This window comes from Streptomyces bugieae (genome assembly GCF_036352915.1).
In the GTDB taxonomy this organism is placed as follows: Bacteria; Actinomycetota; Actinomycetes; order Streptomycetales; family Streptomycetaceae; genus Streptomyces; species Streptomyces endophytica.
This window is the reverse complement of sequence record NZ_JAZBJP010000003.1, coordinates 69535-85990: the sequence shown is the minus strand read 5'-3', so window position 1 is coordinate 85990 and position 16456 is coordinate 69535. Positions and strand designations below refer to the sequence as shown.

Genomic DNA, 16456 nt, shown 5'->3' with positions numbered 1-16456 from the left:
GGAACCCGGAACACCGCGTCCGGGCCCGCCCCATGGACGCGCGACGGCACGCCCGTCATCCTCTGCACCACCGGTGCCCGACCGGCATCGGCTCCCGCACCTCGACACGGGAAGGCGGACCGGATGGCTTCCACCGCGGCACCGGACACGGCCACAGAGCCCCTCCCCGAACGGGCCGACGTGGTGATCGTCGGCGGCGGGGTGATCGGCGCCAGCATCGCCTTCCACCTGGCCGAGGCGGGTGCCGGCCGGGTGCTCCTGCTGGAGCGCGACCGGCCCGCGTCCGGGTCCTCCGGCAAACCGATCGGCGGCGTCCGCGCCCAGTTCTCCGACCCGCTCAACATCCGGCTGGGCCTGCGCAGCCTGGCCGCCTGGCGGGACTTCGCCCGCCGGCCCGGCGCCGACATCGGCCTGACCACCGTCGGCTACCTCTTCCTCCTCGCCGACGACCGCGAACTGGCCGTCTTCACCGAGGGGGTCGAGACCCAGAACCGGCACGGCGTCCCCAGCCGCCTCCTCGACCCGCGCGCCGCCCGGGAGCTGTGCCCCTACGTCGACCCCCGCGGCATCGTCGCCGCCGCCTACTCACCCACCGACGGCCACGCCCTGCCCCGCGCCGCGGTGACCGGCTATCTGCGCGCCGCCCGCCGGCTCGGCGCGACCGTCCGCACCCGCTGCCCGGTGACCGCCGTCGACACCGCGGACGGCGTGATCCGTGCCGTGCACACCCCGCACGGCACGGTCCACACCTCCACCGTCATCTGCTGCGCGGGCGCCTGGTCCCGGGCCGTCGGCGCGCTGGCCGGGGTCGCCCTGCCGGTCACCCCGCTGCGCCGGCAGATCGCCTTCACCGGCCCGCTGCACCCCGCCCCGCCCCGCATCCCCTTCACCCTCGACTTCGGCTCCACCCTCTACTTCCACAACGACGGCGCCGGCGGATTGCTCATGGGCCTCTCCGACCCCCGCCAACCACCCGGATTCGGGCGGGAGTTCAGCCGCGAATGGCTGGCGCCGCTGCGCACCGCCGCGGCCCGCCGGGCCCCGGACCTCGCCCGCCTCCCGGTCGTCGACGGCTGGGCCGGCCTCTACGAGATGACCCCCGACCGCAATGCGCTGATCGGCGAGACCACCCGCCCGGGCCGGTTCCTGTACGCCACCGGCTTCTCCGGCCACGGCTTCCTCCAGGCGCCGGCCGTCGGCGAACTCGTCCGCGACCTCTACCTGGGCCGTGAGCCGTTCCTCGACATCGGCCAGCTCGCCGCGAGCCGCTTCGACGGCGGCGCGGTGCCCACGCCCCGCCCGGAGGCCCACATCATCTGACCCGCCCCGCACCCGTCCCCCTCCCCGTCCCCCGGAGCTGCGTATGGTCCCCACCTGGCAACTGCGCGCCGCGTTCGCCCGCCGGCTGTCCGGCATGTACGGCACCGAAGTCCCCGCGTACACCACGCTGCTGGAGGTGACCGGGCAGATCAACGACGAGGTCGCGGCCCGGGACCCGGAGGCCGCCCGGCTCGGCGGCCCCGGCCGGGTCGGCGTGGAACGGCACGGCGCCATCCGCGTGGGCACACCGGAGGAACTCCGGCAGGCCGCCCAGGTCTTCGCGGCGCTCGGCATGCACCCGGTGGGCTTCTACGACCTGCGGGACGGCGGCGAGGGCGCGGTGCCCGTCGTCTCCACCGCCTTCCGTCCGACCGCCCTCGAGGAACTGGAACGCAACCCCTTCCGGGTCTTCACCTCCCTCCTGACCACCTCCGACCGCCGCTTCTTCGGCCCGGACCTCGCCGCCCGGCTCGACGCCTTCCTCGCCCGCCGGCAGCTCTTCCCGCCCGAACTCCTCACCCTGGCCGCCCGCGCCGAGGCGGAGGGCGGGCTCCCCGACCCCCAGGCCGAACGTTTCCTCACCCTCGCGGCCGCCGCGTTCGCCCTCTCACCGGAGCCGGTCGACCGCGCCTGGTACGCCGAACTGGAACGGGTCTCCGCCGTCGCCGCCGACATCGGCGGGGTGACGACCACCCATCTCAACCACCTCACCCCGCGCGTCCTCGACATCGACGCCCTCCACCGCCGCATGGGCGAACGCGGCATCACCATGATCGACCGCATCCAGGGGCCCCCGCGCTGGGAGGGCCCCGACGTCCTGCTGCGCCAGACCTCCTTCCGGGCCCTGGCCGAGACCCGGACCTTCCGCGAGCCGGACGGCCGGCTCACCCGCGGCGCGCTGCGCGTCCGGTTCGGCGAGGTCGAGGCGCGCGGGATCGCCCTCACCCGCGCCGGCCGGGCCCGCTACGACCACCTCATGGCCGAGACCGACCGCCGGACGGTGCTGCGCCCGGGCGCCGACCGGCAGCAGACCGCCCGCTGCCTCTGGCTCCAGGGCTTCCCCGGCACCGAACACCAACTCGCCGTCTCCCACCTGGCGTTCTTCACCTACCGTCCGGTGCCCGCCCGCCCCCGGGACGGCCGGCGCCCGCCCGCCGACCTGGCCGGCCTGCTCACCCACGGCTGGCTCACCGCCCACCCGATCGTCTACGAGGACTTCCTGCCGCGCTCCGCCGCCGGCATCTTCCGCTCCAACCTGACCGGAGCAGGCCGCCACGACGCGGACCTGGCCGGCGCCCCCTTCGACGCCCACCGGCTGTCCGAGGCGATCGGCCGCCCGGTGGCCGACCCGTACGCCCGCTACGCCGAGCAGCAGGACCGCTCCCTGCGGCAGGCGCTGTTCACCCTCCGGGCGGGTGCCGCGCTACGCGCCCTGGACCACGGGGAACTGATCGACGCGGAACCGGTCCCCGCCCCCTGAACACCCCTTGGCCCCTTCGCACCCCAGGAGCGCGACATGCCCGCCGCCACCCCCGCCGGCCCCCGGCTCCCCGCCACCGCCGAGCTGCGCGCCCGCGCGGCCGCCGCCCTGCGCCGCTGCGGCGCCGACCTCGACGCCGTCACCGCCTCCACCGGCGAGACCCTCCCCGCCCGTACGCCCCTCACCGGCGGCACCCTCGCCGAGCTCGCCGCCACCACGCCGGAGCAGATCGACGCGGCCGTCGCCGAGGCGCACCGCACGTTCCGGCAGTGGCGCACGGTGCCGGCGCCGCGGCGCGGGGCGCTGGTCAAGCGGCTGGGCGCGCTGCTGACCGCCCATCAGGAGGACCTCGCCGACCTGGTCACCATCGAGGCCGGCAAGATCCGCTCCGAGGCGCTCGGCGAGGTCCAGGAGATGATCGACATCTGTGACTTCGCGGTCGGCCTGTCCCGGCAGCTCTACGGCCGCACCATCGCCGGCGAACGCCCCGGCCACCGGCTCTCCGAGAGCTGGCACCCGCTCGGCGTGGTCGGCGTGGTCTCCGCCTTCAACTTCCCCGTCGCCGTGTGGTCCTGGAACACCGCGATCGCCCTGGTCTGCGGCGACCCGGTGGTCTGGAAGCCGTCCGAGCTGACCCCGCTCACCGCGCTGGCCTGCGACGCGCTGCTCGCCCGGGCCGCCGCCGACACGGGCGCGCCCGCCGGGGTGCACCGGCTGCTGCTCGGCGCCCGGGACTGCGGGGAGCGGCTGGTCGACGACCCGCGGGTGGCCCTGGTCAGCGCCACCGGCTCGGTCCGCATGGGGCGCGAGGTCGCGCCCCGGGTGGCCGCCCGGTTCGGCCGCTGCCTGCTCGAACTCGGCGGCAACAACGCCGCCGTGGTCACCCCGTCGGCCGACCTGGACCTGACCGTCCGCGGGGTGGTCTTCTCCGCCGCCGGCACCGCGGGCCAGCGCTGTACGACGCTGCGCCGGCTGATCGTCCACGAGGACGTCGCCGAGCCCCTCCTCGCGCGGACCGTGCGGGCGTACCAACAGCTGCCGCTGGGCGACCCGTTCGACCCGGCCACCCTCGTCGGCCCCTTGATCGGCCCGGCCGCCGGCACGGCGATGACCGAGGCGCTGGCCGCCGCGCAGCGGGCCGGCGGCAAGCTGTTGACCGGCGGCGAGCGGTGCCTGGCGGACGAGGCCCCGGACGCCGCCTACCTGCGCCCGGCGATCGTGCGGATGCCCGAGCAGACCGAGATCGTCCGCACCGAGACCTTCGCGCCGATCCTCTACGTCCTGACCTACCGCACCTTCGACGAGGCGCTCGCGCTGCACAACGACGTGCCGCAGGGGCTGTCGTCCAGCATCTTCACCCGCGACCAGCGCGAGGCCGAGCGCTTCCTCGCCGCCGACGGGTCCGACTGCGGGATCGCCAACGTCAACATCGGCACGTCGGGGGCGGAGATCGGCGGCGCCTTCGGCGGGGAGAAGGAGACCGGCGGCGGCCGCGAGTCCGGCTCCGACGCCTGGCGCGCGTACATGCGCCGGGCCACCAACACCGTCAACCACTCGGCGGACCTCCCGCTCGCCCAGGGCGTCAGCTTCCTGTGACCACCCCCGGCCGCCCGGCTACGGGGTCCGGCCGAGGTCCCGGACCAGGGTGGGGGAGGGGCGCGGGATCTCCCCGAAGTCCTCGTCGTCGCTGTCCACGACGAGCTGGTTGATCACGTGCTCCAGGGCGGCCGGCAGGGTCGGGGCGAGCCCGCTGTGCCACTGGACCAGGAGTTGGTGCCGGGCCGCGTCCGGGAGCAGCTGCTTCTCGTCGAACGCGGCCACCGGGGGACGCTCCTCGTCCGGCCCGTGCGCGGCCTGCTCCCGCCAGTACGCGGCGTCGCGGTACTCGCCGTTGCGGCGGTGCGAGAGGTACAGGCAGTAGGCGGCGGTCCGGCTGCCGGCGCCGGCGCCGAAGTGCCACCAGAAGTGCGCCGCGTCGGTGCGGCCCGTGATGTGCAGCAGACAGGCGAAGACCAGCGCGCCCTCGGGGTCGATGCGGTGGTCGTCGACCAGCCGCTCCAGGCTGGCCGCGGCCGCCGCGGCGTTCACCACCAGCGCGCAGGCCAGCTGGAGTTCATGGGTGGCCTCGTCCCGGGCGCTCGGATAGCCGCTCGGCGCCGCCCGGTCGGCCCGGCCCGGAAGCCCGGCCGGCCCTGCCCCGTCCGCCGCGAGGGCGCCCGCCGGTACGGGGACGCCGATCCGGCGGGGGCCGCCGGGCGGCGTCGGCCCGCCGAGACCGTACAGGCCCGCCGGCCCGTCGATCCCGGCGACCGCGGCGGCGGCGCTGAGCAGGGTCTCGACGGTCTCCCGTCGGCCGGCGGAATGGGTGTGCGACATGGTCAGTTCCCCCTGGGATTTCCCTGATCGATACCGAGTGCCGCGGCGAGCTTGCGCTTGCCGCGGCTCGCGTAGGAGCGGACGGTGACTTCGTCGACGCCGAGCAGGGCGCCGATCTGGGCGTCGCTGTAACCGATGACGTGCCGGAGCACGATCACGTCGCACTGCCGCTCCGGCAGTCGGGCGATCGCCGCGTACAGCCCCAACTGGCTTTCCAACATGGCGAATTGCTGCTGGCACTCGCGCAGCAGGGCATGGGTGACGACGGCGAAGGCGGCGGTCTCGGTGAGGGCGGTGGGCTGCTGGTGGTCGTAGAGCCACTCCACCACCCGCTCCTTGAGCACCGGCCAGGCGTACGCCTCCACCGACGCCTGCCGCAGCGCGTGCGGCCACAACCGGCCGAGCTGCTCATAGGCGGACAGGGCGACCTCGCGGGCCGCGGCCTCGCTGCCCGTGTGCAGATAGGCGTAGGTCAGCCACTTGCGGGCATGGGTCGCGAGGAACGCCTCGAACGTTATGGACAGTTGGTGGTCGGACCGGGCCGGTGTGACGGACGGAAGCGGGCACCGGGGGAGCGCGGCTAACTCAGTGATGAAGGTGTGCGCCGGGGCGCACGCCGGTAGAAGTCGGTCCCGGTCTGCGCTCACGAGCAGTCCTCGTTCCGTTCGCCGTGCGCCGCTGGCCGGGTGGCGGGGGCCCGAGGGCAGCGGGAGGACGGTTTGCCCTCACCCTCCAATGAACAGGAAACAGGGCCCATTTGTGGCACGAGGGGCGCAAAAATCTTCCGCTGCGTATTCATATGACTACCCGTGACAATGGCATGTGACGAATCGTGACACCCACTTGGCGGACTGTCACTGCCTGCGCGGGAGTGCGCCCCGCATGATCCGGCCGTCACCGGGCAGAGCTCCCACAGTCCAGCGCACAACGGCCGAAAGCGCGCGCTGGGGGCGCACGCTTGCTTCGCATGCGCCCCCGGTCCGCCCCGCCCGGTGGCGCTGTACCCGAGTGGTGAGCCGTACCTGGGGAGGCAGCGGACGATGAACGAGCACGAGCCCGTGGTGGATTTACAGCTGGACCGGGCCCACTCGTCCCGGATCTACGACTACTTCCTGGGCGGCAAGACCAACTTCCTGGCCGACCGGATGGCCGCCGGCAGCGTGCTCGGGGTCTTCCCCGCCGCGCTGGTCGCGGCCCGCATCAACCGCGAGTTCATGCACCGCGCCACCCGCTTCCTCGCCGAGTCCGGCCTGCGCCAGTTCCTCGACATCGGCACCGGCATCCCCACCCCGCCCAACCTGCACGACATCGCCCAGGGCAGCGCCCCCGACGCCCGGATCGTCTACACCGACAACGACCCGATCGTCCTCGCGCACGCCGCGGCCCTGCTGCTCAGCACCCCCGAGGGCCGCACCGCCTACGTCCAGGCCGACGTCACCGACCCCGGGGGCATCCTCACCGCGCCACAACTCCTCGACACCCTCGACCTGTCCCGGCCGGTCGCCCTCAGCCTCAACGCCCTGATGCACTTCGTCCCCGACGACGGCCGGGACCGCGCCCACACCATCGTCGAAACCCTCAAGGCGGCGCTCCCCAGCGGCTCCACGCTCGCCATGAGCCACGCCACCGCCGACTTCGCCCCCGAGGCGATGCGGAAGATCAGCAAGATCTACGGCGACGCCGGGACCCGCCTGCAGTTCCGCACCCGCCCCGAGTTCCTCCGCTTCTTCGACGGCTGGGACCTGCTGGAACCGGGCGTCACCCTCTCCCACCAATGGCGACCGGACGACCCCGCCGACGCCACCCACGTCACCGACGCCGAGGCCGCCTGCTACGCGGCCGTCGCCCGCAAACCCTGACGCGAGGAGTACCGGGGGCCGGAAGCGGCCGAACGGGGCCGCCCCGCCCGCTCATTCCTTCCGGTACCCGTACGCCTCCCCGGCCGCCGCCGCGACCGCGTCCAGGTCCGCCCCGGCCGAGGCGGTGACCACCGCGGCCACCGCACCCTCCACGAAGGGGGCGTCCACCAGCCGCGCGCCCTCGGGAAGCTCGTCCCCCTCGGCGATCAGCGCCTTGACGGTCAGCACCGCGCTGCCCAGATCGACCAGGAGCGCCACCCCCGCACCCCGGTCCACCCGGTGGGCCGCCTCGGTGATCAGCTCCGCGCTGGTGCCCAGCCCGCCGTCCGGGGTGCCGCCGGCGGCGGCCACCGGCGCCTTGGCGCCGCCCCCGGCCAGCCCGACGGCCAGCGCGGCCACGGACTCCGCGACCGGTCCGCTGTGCGACACCAGCACCACCCCGACCAGCGCCTCCGCACCGCCGGCCGGGCCCTGGCCGTTCACTTCGCCACCGCCGTTCACTTCGCCACCTCGGCGAGTGCCGCGAACAGCAGTGCCGAGGACGTCGCCCCCGGGTCCTGGTGCCCGATGCTGCGCTCGCCGAGATAGCTCGCCCGGCCCTTCTTGGCCAGCATCGGCACCGTCGACCGCGCGCCCTCCTCGGCCGCTGCGGCCGCCGCCTCGAAGGACGCGGCCAGTGCCTCCACGGCGGGCACCAGCGCGTCCAGCATCGTCTTGTCGCCCGGCGCCGACCCGCCGAGCTGCCCGACCGCCTCCACCCCGGCGCGCAGCCCGGCCCGCAGCTCCTCCGCGGACACCTGCGCCGCGTCCCCCAGCGTCTTGCCCGTACGCCGCAGCAGCGTGCCGTAGAGCGGTCCGGACGCCCCGCCCACGCTCGAGATCAGCTGCCGACCGGCCGTGGTCAGCACCGCCCCGGGCGTCGCCGGCGGCTCCGTCTCCACCACCTTCACCACCGCCGCGAAACCACGCTGCATGTTCGTGCCGTGGTCGGCGTCACCGATGGCCGAATCCAGCTCGGTGAGCCGCTCCGCCTCCCGGTCGATGGCGGCGGCCGCCGCCGTCATCCAGCCTACGAAGAACGCGGCATCCAGGGCCGTTCCGGACACGGACCACTCTCCTCAGATCGAGTTGCTCTTGGTTCACCTGCGGCAACGGGTACCCAGCTACATACACGGGCACCAGGACGGGTAAACGGACCGGCGCCGCCCGGGGGATCCGCTACCGGCCCCACCGGAGCCCGGCCGTCTGCACCGGCGCGTCCCACAACCGCAGCAGCTCCCCGTCCACCTGACACAGCGTCACCGAACAGCCCGCCATGTCCAGCGACGTCACGTAGTTGCCGACGAGCGTACGGGCCACCGCCACCTTGCGCTCGTCCAGCACCCGGCGCACCTCCGCGGAGAACCCGTACAGCTCCAGCAGCGGTGTCGCGCCCATGCCGTTGACCAGCACCAGCACCGGCAGCCGCGGTTCGAGGTCCTCCAGGACCGCGTCCAGCGCGAAGTCCGCGATCTCCCGCGAGGTCATCATCGGCCGCCGCTCCCGCCCCGGCTCGCCGTGGATCCCCACCCCCAACTCCAGCTCACCGGCGGGCAGATCGAACGTCGGGGAGCCCTTGGCCGGCGTCGTGCACGCGCTCAGCGCCACCCCGAAGCTGCGCGAGGACCGGACCACCTGCCGGGCCACCGCCTCCACCCGCTCCAGCGGCATGCCCTCCTCGGCCGCCGCTCCGGCGATCTTCTCCACGAACAGCGTCGCGCCCGTGCCGCGGCGGCCGGCCGTGAACGTCGAGTCCGTCACCGCCACGTCGTCGTCGACCAGGACGCTGGCGACCTGGATCCCCTCGTCCTCCGCCAGCTCCTCCGCCATCTGGAAGTTGAGCACGTCCCCCGTGTAGTTCTTCACCACGAAGAGCACCCCGCGTCCGCTGTCCACCGCGGCCGCCGCCCGCACCATCTGGTCCGGCACGGGCGAGGTGAACACCTCCCCGGGGCAGGCCGCGTCCAGCATCCCGGGCCCGACGAAGCCCGCGTGCAGCGGCTCGTGCCCGCTGCCGCCCCCGGACAGCAGCGCCACCTTCTCCGCCACCGGCGCGTCCCGCCGCACCACCACCCGGTTCTCGGCGTCCACCACCAGCTCCGGATGCGCGGCGGCCATCCCCCGCAGCGCATCCCCGACAACGGTCTCCGGCACGTTGATCAGCATCTTCACGGGTACCTCCTGGTGGGCGGGCCGGTCCGGCGGTTCAAGTATCGGCCCGCGGCGGCCCCGACGGCACCGGCACGCGCCGGTCGCTTCGGCGCGCGTGATCGGCCCGGAGGTGGTCTGCTGGAACGGGGGCCGTCCGTACGTCCCGCCGTACGTCCCGGAGAGCCGTATGAGCAGCTATCGCGTCGCCCAGGTCGCCACCGCCGGAGGCTCGTTCGAGATCGTCGAGCGCGAGGTGCCGGAGCCCGGCCCCGGTCATGTGCGGGTGTCCGTGGACGCCTGCGGGGTCTGTCACAGCGATGTCGTCTTCGTGGACGCCCAGGTCCCGGGCGTCCGGTTTCCGCTGGTCCCCGGGCACGAGATCGCCGGGCGCATCGAGGCGCTGGGCGAGGACGTGGACGGCGGCTGGCAGGTGGGCGACCGGGTGGCCGTCGGCTGGTTCGGCGGCAGCTGCCACCACTGCCGGCCGTGCCGGCAGGGCGACTTCGTCGTGTGCGAGAACCTCAAGGTCCCGGGCTGGGCGTATGACGGTGGTTACGCGGAGGCGGTGATCGCGCCGACCGACGCGCTGGCCCGCATCCCGGAGGCGCTCCCGGCGGCCGAGGCGGCGCCGATGGCCTGTGCCGGGGTGACCACGTTCAACGGGCTGCGGCGCAGCTCCGCCCGGCCTGGCGATCTGGTCGCCGTCCTCGGCATCGGCGGGCTCGGTCACCTGGGCGTGCAGTACGCGGCCGCGATGGGCTTCGAGACGGTGGCCATCGCCCGTGGGGCGGCCAAGGCCGACTTCGCCGAGCAGCTCGGCGCGCACCACTACGTCGACAGCACGGCGGACACCCCCGTCGCGGACGCCCTGCAGTCCCTGGGCGGCGCCAAGGTCGTCCTGGCCACCGCGGCCAGCTCCGAGGCCATCGCCGCGACCGTGGACGGGCTGTCGCACCGCGGCGAGTTGGTGGTCATCGGTGTCTCCGCGGACCCACTGGGGATCAGCCCGCTGCAGTTGCTCCTGACCGGCAAAGCCGTCCGCGGCCATCCGTCGGGCACCGCACAGGACGTGCAGGACACCATGGCCTTCAGTGTGCTGCACGGCATCCATCCGATGATCGAGACCGCGCCGCTGGACCGGACCGACGAGGCCTACCGGAAGATGCTCTCCGGAACGGCCCGCTTCCGGATGGTGGTCACCCTCCGCTGACGCGCACCCTCGCCGTCGACGCAACCGCCGACGACCCCGACGACCCCCGACTGGCTCTCGCGCCGCCCGCATGCCCTAGTATTGATAATGGTTTCCATTGCCGTTAAAGGTGTCGACGAGAGACCGAGACCGACGAGAGGTAGTCCCCGCATGTCCGCCCACTGCCAACTGACCGGCGCCCAGCCGGGCTTCGGCAAGACCATCTCCCATTCGCACCGCCGGACGTCCCGCCGGTTCGACCCGAACATCCAGCGCAAGCGCTACTGGCTGGCGAGCGAAGGCCGCCATGTCCGCCTCACCCTCAGCGCCAAGGGGATCAAGACGGTCGACGTCATCGGGGTCGAGGCCGCGGTGGCGCGCATCCGCGCGCGAGGGGGGAGGGTCTGATGGCCAAGCAGAGCAAGATCGCGAAGAACGAGCGGCGCAAGGTGATCGTCGCGCGGTACGCCGCCCGGCGCGCCGAACTGAAGGAGATCATCCGGCGGCCCTCGTCGACCGAGGGCGAACGCGCGGCCGCCCAGGCCGAGTTGCGCCGGCAGCCGCGCGATGCGAGCGCGACCCGGGTGCGGAACCGGGACGGCGTGGACGGCCGGCCGCGCGGGCATCTGCGGAAGTTCGGCCTGTCCCGGGTGCGGATGCGGCAGCAGGCGCACGCCGGGTTCCTCCCCGGGGTCACCAAGTCGTCCTGGTAGGCGGCGGGAACGGCGTACCGGCGGACGAGGTGGCGGCCCGGGCAACTGCCCGGGCCGCCGGGCCGTGGGGGAGTCCGCCCCGCCGACTGCCGGCTAGCTGTCAGACAAGGCTGCCCGCGCCGGCCGGGACCCGGCCGAGTTCCTCGGCGCGCAGCCGGGCGTAGCCGGGCAGCACGACCTCGTTCAGCAGCGCGGTGCGCTCGTCGAAGGGGAGGAAGGCGGCCTTGACCGCGTTGACCGTGAACTCCTCCAGTTCGGCCGCGCCGTAGCCGAAGGTGGTGGCCAGGTGCTGGAACTCCTGCGTCATCGTCGTGCCGCTGACCAGGCGGTTGTCCGTGTTGAGGCAGACCCGGAAGCCGAGCCGGCGGAGCAGGTCGATCGGGTGCTCGGGGTAGCTGCCGGCGGCGCCCGTCTGGAGGTTGGAGGTGGGGCACACCTCCAGCGCGATCCGCATGTCGCGGACGTACGAGGCCAGCCGGCCCAGCGTGACCCGGCCGTCGGGCCCGGTCGAGAGGTCGTCGGTGATCCGCACGCCGTGGCCGATGCGGTGCGCGCCGCAGCGCAGCACCGCCTCGTGGATGGATTCCATGCCCACCGCCTCACCGGCGTGGACGGTGACCCGGGCGCCCTGGGCGCGGAGGTAGTCGAACGCCTCGGCGTGGTTGCTCGCCGGGTTGCCGATCTCGCCGCCCGCGATGTCGAACCCGGCCACCCCGCGGTCGCGGTGCGCGACCGCGAGCCGGGCGATCTCCGAGGAGCGGTCCGCGTGGCGCATGGCGCAGAGCAGGGTGCCGACCCGGATGCGGTGGCCGGCGGCCGCGGCCCGGCGCTCGCCCTCCCGGAAGCCGGCGTTGACCGCGTCCACGACCTCGTCCAGGGACAGCCCGCCGGCCAGGTGCTGCTCGGGGGCGTAGCGCACCTCGGCGTAGACCACGCCGTCGGCCGCGAGGTCCTCGGCGCACTCGGCGGCGATCCGGAAGAGCGCCTCCGGGGTCTGCATGACCGCGCAGGTGTGCGCGAAGGTCTCCAGGTAGCGCTCCAGCGACCCCGAATCGGCGGCGTCGCGGAACCAGCGGCCCAGCGCGGCCGGGTCGGTGGTGGGCAGGTTCCGGTACCCGATGTGCTCGGCCAGCTCGATGACCGTGGCGGGGCGCAGACCGCCGTCGAGGTGGTCGTGCAGCAGCACCTTGGGAGCGCGCCGGATCTGCTGCTCATCGAGGACGTGGGGAGCCGCCAGCGGCAGCTTGTCAGACAAGGTCATGGGGCGGGAGTATGACACGACTTCCCGGGGACGGCGAACGCGTCCCGGCGGGCGAGGGGGGACAAGGAGTGCCGGCCGGCTACCGGGCCTGCCAGACCGGCAGGGCGGGCGCGCCCGGCGGCAGCATGTGCTTGGCCGCCAGCAGCGGCGTACGGTCCAGCCGGACGACCTGGGTGATCAGCACCGCGGGGGTGTCCGCCGGGCGGCCCAGCTGCGCCCCGCGCTGCCGGCCGAGGGTGGTGGCCACCACCGTGCTGCCGCCGGTCAGCGGCAGCTCCCGCCCGGCCGCGAGCAGCAGCCGGAGCATCGACGACGAGCCCGCCGCCGGCCCGTCGAACGCCTCCGCCGCCGCCGGCAGCAGCTCCGCCAGCAGCTCGTCCCGCGCCGCCCACTCCTGCGTCAGGCAGGAGGGCAGCCCGGCCACCTCGACGAGGCTCTCCCAGAAGCGCACCCGGCAGGTGCCCGGCAGCAGCAGGTGCTGGGTGGAGAAGTCGGTCGGCTCCTCGTACGTACGGGCCAGGGCGGTGGTGGCGACCTGGCGGCCCTCGCCCAGCAGCTCCTCGACCGGCTTGAGGTACTCGAAGCCGCGCGGCGGCAGGTGGTGGCTGACCGTGCGGCCCACCCCGCGCCGCACGTTGATCACGCCGTCCTCCTGGAGCAGGATCAGCGCCTCGCGCAGCGCCGGCCGGCTCACGCCCAGCTCGGCGGCGAGCCGGGGCTCGGTCGGCAGGGTGCAGCCCGGCGGGTACGTGCCGTTCCGGACGGCCTCGACCATGCGCTCGTAGAGCGCGACGACCGGTCGCCGCTGCGGTTGCCTGCCGGCCATGTCGATCTCCCTCTCCCGCGGCATCCCACCCTGTCCGACAAGTCTGCCCCACGCGCGGAGGATCATGGGCCGGTGGCCGGCCGACGTCGGGGCGGGGCCGGCACGGCAGGGGAGGGCTAACATGAACAAATGGGGCGTTCGCATGGGACCGTGACGCAGCGGTTGATCGGCGACCATCTGGTGTCCGGCCGCATGGCACCGGGCGAGGAGATCGCGCTGCGGGTGGACCAGACGCTCACTCAGGACGCCACCGGCACGCTGGTGATGCAGGAGCTGGACGCGCTGGCGCTGGAACGGGTGCGGACCGAGGTCAGCGTGCAGTACGTCGACCACAACATCCTGCAGGCCGACGAGCGCAACGCGGAGGACCACCTCTTCCTCCGCTCGGCCGCCCGCCGTTTCGGCCTGTGGTTCTCCAAACCCGGCAACGGCGTCTCCCATCCGACGCATATGCAGCACTTCGGAATTCCCGGGAAGACCCTGGCCGGTTCGGATTCCCACACCTGCGCCGCCGGATCCCTGGGAATGCTGGCGATCGGCACCGGCGGGCTGGAGGTGGCCCTCGTCATGGCCGGACGGCCGCTGCACCTCACCATGCCGGAGATCTGGGGAGTCCGGCTGACCGGCGAACTCCCGCCGTGGGTGAGCGCCAAGGACGTCATCCTGGAGATGCTGCGCCGCCACGGCGTCCAGGGCGGCGTGCATCGCATCCTCGAATACCACGGGCCCGGACTGGCCTCCCTCACCGCCATGGACCGGCACGTCATCGCCAACATGGGCGCGGAACTCGGCGCCACCACCACCGTTTTCCCCGCCGATGACGCGGTACGGGCATTCCTCGACGCGGTCGGGCGGGGCGCCGACTTCACCGAGATCGTCGCGGCACCGGACGCCGCCTACGACCTGGCGGAGGAGATCGACCTGGCGTCGCTGGAACCGCTGATCGCCCGGCCGACCTCGCCGGGCAATGTCGTCGGCGTACGGGAGGTCGCCGGGGAGCCGGTCGGCCAGGTCGTCATCGGATCGTCGGCGAATCCCGGATTCCGCGACTTCGCGGTGCCCGCCGCCATGGTGCAGGGGCGGCAGACCGCCCCCGGCGTGAGTTTCGACATCAATCCCACTTCCCGGGAAATCCTCCAGGACCTGACCCGGTGCGGGGCCACCTTCGCACTGATCGCGGCCGGCGCCAGAATCCACCAGCCGGGCTGCCTCGGCTGTATCGGCATGGGACAGGCGCCGGCCGCGGGGCGCAATTCGCTCCGTACCTTCCCGCGGAACTTCCCCGGCCGCTCCGGCACCGACGACGACGCGGTCTGGCTGTGCTCGCCGGAGACCGCCACCGCCTCCGCGCTGACCGGCACCATCACCGATCCCCGCGAATGGGCCGCCCGCTCCGCCATGGACCACCCGGCACCCGAGGCCCCGGACCCGGTATCGGTCAACGACGCCATGCTGGAACCGCCGTTGCCCCCGGACCGGGCGCTCGGGGTGGAGCTGGAACGCGGCCCCAACATTTCCGCGCTGCCCGAACTCGACCCGCTGCCGGACGAGTTGGAACTCCCCGTTCTCCTCAAGGCCGGTGACGACGTCTCCACGGACGAGATCTCCCCGGCGGGCGCCAAGGCACTGCCCTACCGGTCCAACATCCCGAAACTCGCGGAGTTCACCCTGACCCGGCTCGACCCGGAATATCCGCGGCGCGCGAAAGCGGTCCGGGACGACGGCGGCCACGTCATCGTCGCCGGGGAGAATTACGGGCAGGGCTCCTCGCGGGAACACGCCGCCATCACTCCGCGCTATCTCGGCCTACGTGCCGTCATCGCGAAGTCGTACGCCCGGATCCACTGGCAGAACCTCGCCAACTTCGGCGTCCTGGCCCTGGAATTCGACGATCCGGACGACTACGGGCGCATCGAGCCCGGGGACCGGCTCCGGCTCACCGGGCTGCACGAGGCGCTCGCGGAGCAGGGCCCGCCGGCCCTCCGCGTCCGCAACACCACCCGCGACGAGGAGTATCCGGTCCATCACCGGCTCTCGCCCGGGCGTCGCCGGGCGGTCCTGGCGGGCGGCGTCATCCCGGCCCTGGCACGGTGAGACCGGGGCGCGGCGCGGTCGGGCCGGGGGAGTCGGGCGCTGCGTGCCGAGCGGCCGACCCCGTGCCGGGGAATCCCCGGCACGGGGGCCGCTGAGCCGAGCCGTTCCTCACCGGGGCACCGCGGCGGCTCCCTCACCCACCGCCTGCGGACCGGGGTGCGGCTCGCCCTCCCTGCCATTCTCCCACCCGGGCCCGGCACGGGCGGCGCGACGCAGTGGCCCCCGGTCGTCTCGCGCGCATCCGCCCCTGGCCGCACAGTGGAATCGATGAGCTGGACGAGCGGCGGGCGGGCAGCCCGCGGGCAGGGAGAAGTGGCTGATCGGGAGGCGTGAGGCGCGATGACCAGCGGTGCCGGTTCCGGCCGGTACGCGCACCTGGACCCGGACACCGGGCCGGCCTTCGAGGAACTGGCCGCACTGGCCGACGGTGACCGCAGGGAGAGGCTGCGCGAGGAGATCCTGCGGGCCTGGCTGCCGATGGCCCACCGGCTGGCCCGCCGCTACACCGGCCGCGGGGAGAGCGACGAGGACCTGCGGCAGGTGGCCGCGCTCGGCCTGCTCAAGGCGATCGACGCGTTCGACCCGCGGGCGGACACCCCGTTCGGCGCGTTCGCGGTGCCCACCATCGTCGGCGAGCTCAAGCGGCACTTCCGCGACGCGATGTGGGCGGTGCACGTCCCACGCAGCGTCAAGGACCTGCGGACCAAGGTCTTCCACGCCCGCGAGGAGCTGGCCGCCCGCGCCGGTCAGCAGGAGGTCACCGTGCGCGACCTGGCCGCCCACACCGGCCTGACCCAGGAGGAGGTCCTGCTCGGCCTCGACGCCGAGAACACCTTCACCGCGCTGTCCCTGGAACGGCCGCTGGGCGGCGACGGCTCCGACACGCTCGGCGAACTCGTCGGGCAGGAGGACCCGGCCCTGGCCCTGGTCGACGACCGCGCGGCGGCCACCGCGGGGCTGCGCATGCTCCCGGAGCGTGAGCGGCGCATCCTCTACCTGCGCTACTTCATGGGCCTCACGCAGAAGGAAATAGGCGACCGGGTCGGCCTCTCCCAGATGCACATCTCCCGCCTGCTGCGCCGCTCCTGCGATTTCGTCCGCGAACAGACCTTCGCCGCGCCGCGGACGTAGGAAATCCGCTGCGCGCG

General features: G+C 73.9%; 16 protein-coding genes. 9 read left to right on the top strand and 7 right to left on the bottom strand.

The genetic code is table 11. The features are described 5' to 3' along the window. The first annotated feature begins 123 nt into the window (after positions 1 to 123). From V2J85_RS10560 to amaB, 3 genes are read left to right on the top strand one after another with little or no spacing between them, the layout of a single operon-like run. Positions 124 to 1320, top strand: coding sequence for an NAD(P)/FAD-dependent oxidoreductase (locus V2J85_RS10560; protein WP_330821467.1), 1197 nt, complete (start codon positions 124 to 126; stop codon positions 1318 to 1320). 43 nt (positions 1321 to 1363) lie between these two features. Continuing rightward, entirely contained in the window at positions 1364 to 2800 is a 1437-nt protein-coding gene (hglS, locus tag V2J85_RS10555; RefSeq protein ID WP_330821466.1) for a 2-oxoadipate dioxygenase/decarboxylase, read from the top strand. 36 nt (positions 2801 to 2836) lie between these two features. Then, entirely contained in the window at positions 2837 to 4396 is a 1560-nt protein-coding gene (gene amaB, locus V2J85_RS10550; RefSeq protein WP_330821465.1) for an L-piperidine-6-carboxylate dehydrogenase, read from the top strand. 18 nt (positions 4397 to 4414) lie between these two features. Here the strand turns inward: amaB and V2J85_RS10545 are convergent, their stop codons facing one another. Next, positions 4415 to 5176, bottom strand: a complete 762-nt coding sequence (locus tag V2J85_RS10545; protein WP_261952734.1) for a hypothetical protein — start codon at positions 5174 to 5176, stop codon at positions 4415 to 4417. Between the two features lie 2 nt (positions 5177 to 5178). After that, positions 5179 to 5823: an RNA polymerase sigma factor gene (locus V2J85_RS10540; RefSeq protein ID WP_330821464.1), complete on the bottom strand. Its 645-nt coding sequence runs from the start codon at positions 5821 to 5823 to the stop codon at positions 5179 to 5181. A 393-nt stretch (positions 5824 to 6216) separates the two neighbouring features. Between V2J85_RS10540 and V2J85_RS10535 the strand changes: the two genes are divergently transcribed. Next, entirely contained in the window at positions 6217 to 7035 is an 819-nt protein-coding gene (locus tag V2J85_RS10535) for an SAM-dependent methyltransferase (RefSeq protein ID WP_330821463.1), read from the top strand. 51 nt (positions 7036 to 7086) lie between these two features. Here the strand turns inward: V2J85_RS10535 and V2J85_RS10530 are convergent, their stop codons facing one another. The 3 genes from V2J85_RS10530 to dhaK form a co-directional block, all read right to left on the bottom strand. Next, positions 7087 to 7536: a PTS-dependent dihydroxyacetone kinase phosphotransferase subunit DhaM gene (locus tag V2J85_RS10530; protein ID WP_330821462.1), complete on the bottom strand. Its 450-nt coding sequence runs from the start codon at positions 7534 to 7536 to the stop codon at positions 7087 to 7089. After that, positions 7533 to 8141, bottom strand: a complete 609-nt coding sequence (gene dhaL / locus V2J85_RS10525) for a dihydroxyacetone kinase subunit DhaL (RefSeq protein WP_330821461.1) — start codon at positions 8139 to 8141, stop codon at positions 7533 to 7535. Before dhaL ends, V2J85_RS10530 begins: the two co-directional genes overlap by 4 nt. Positions 8142 to 8253: 112 nt before the next feature. Continuing rightward, positions 8254 to 9246 carry a dihydroxyacetone kinase subunit DhaK gene (gene dhaK, locus V2J85_RS10520; protein ID WP_261952739.1) on the bottom strand — a complete coding sequence of 331 codons (993 nt, stop codon included), beginning with the start codon at positions 9244 to 9246 and terminating at the stop codon, positions 8254 to 8256. Positions 9247 to 9412: 166 nt separating this feature from the next. Between dhaK and V2J85_RS10515 the strand changes: the two genes are divergently transcribed. From V2J85_RS10515 to rpsN, 3 genes are all read left to right on the top strand, one after another. Continuing rightward, entirely contained in the window at positions 9413 to 10435 is a 1023-nt protein-coding gene (locus V2J85_RS10515) for an alcohol dehydrogenase catalytic domain-containing protein (protein ID WP_330821460.1), read from the top strand. 150 nt (positions 10436 to 10585) lie between these two features. Continuing rightward, a complete protein-coding gene (gene rpmB / locus V2J85_RS10510) occupies positions 10586 to 10822 on the top strand; it encodes a 50S ribosomal protein L28 (RefSeq protein WP_330821459.1) in 237 nt (78 codons plus the stop codon). Then, positions 10822 to 11127 carry a 30S ribosomal protein S14 gene (gene rpsN, locus V2J85_RS10505; RefSeq protein WP_261952742.1) on the top strand — a complete coding sequence of 102 codons (306 nt, stop codon included), beginning with the start codon at positions 10822 to 10824 and terminating at the stop codon, positions 11125 to 11127. The genes rpmB and rpsN overlap by 1 nt, the downstream gene beginning before the upstream one ends. 100 nt (positions 11128 to 11227) lie before the next feature. On the opposite strand, the gene V2J85_RS10500 is transcribed toward rpsN, so the two are convergent. Beyond that, entirely contained in the window at positions 11228 to 12388 is a 1161-nt protein-coding gene (locus V2J85_RS10500; RefSeq protein WP_261952743.1) for an adenosine deaminase, read from the bottom strand. Between the two features lie 79 nt (positions 12389 to 12467). Continuing rightward, positions 12468 to 13214, bottom strand: a complete 747-nt coding sequence (locus V2J85_RS10495) for a GntR family transcriptional regulator (RefSeq protein WP_261952744.1) — start codon at positions 13212 to 13214, stop codon at positions 12468 to 12470. Between the two features lie 129 nt (positions 13215 to 13343). Here V2J85_RS10495 and V2J85_RS10490 point away from each other — a divergent pair, with 129 nt between their 5' ends. Then, the gene (locus tag V2J85_RS10490) at positions 13344 to 15308 is read left to right on the top strand and encodes an aconitate hydratase (RefSeq protein ID WP_330821458.1); all 1965 of its coding nucleotides are present in this window, start codon (positions 13344 to 13346) and stop codon (positions 15306 to 15308) included. Positions 15309 to 15647: 339 nt separating this feature from the next. Continuing rightward, complete coding sequence (locus tag V2J85_RS10485) at positions 15648 to 16439, top strand: SigB/SigF/SigG family RNA polymerase sigma factor (protein WP_261952746.1); 792 nt, start codon at positions 15648 to 15650, stop codon at positions 16437 to 16439. Positions 16440 to 16456: the final 17 nt, after the last annotated feature.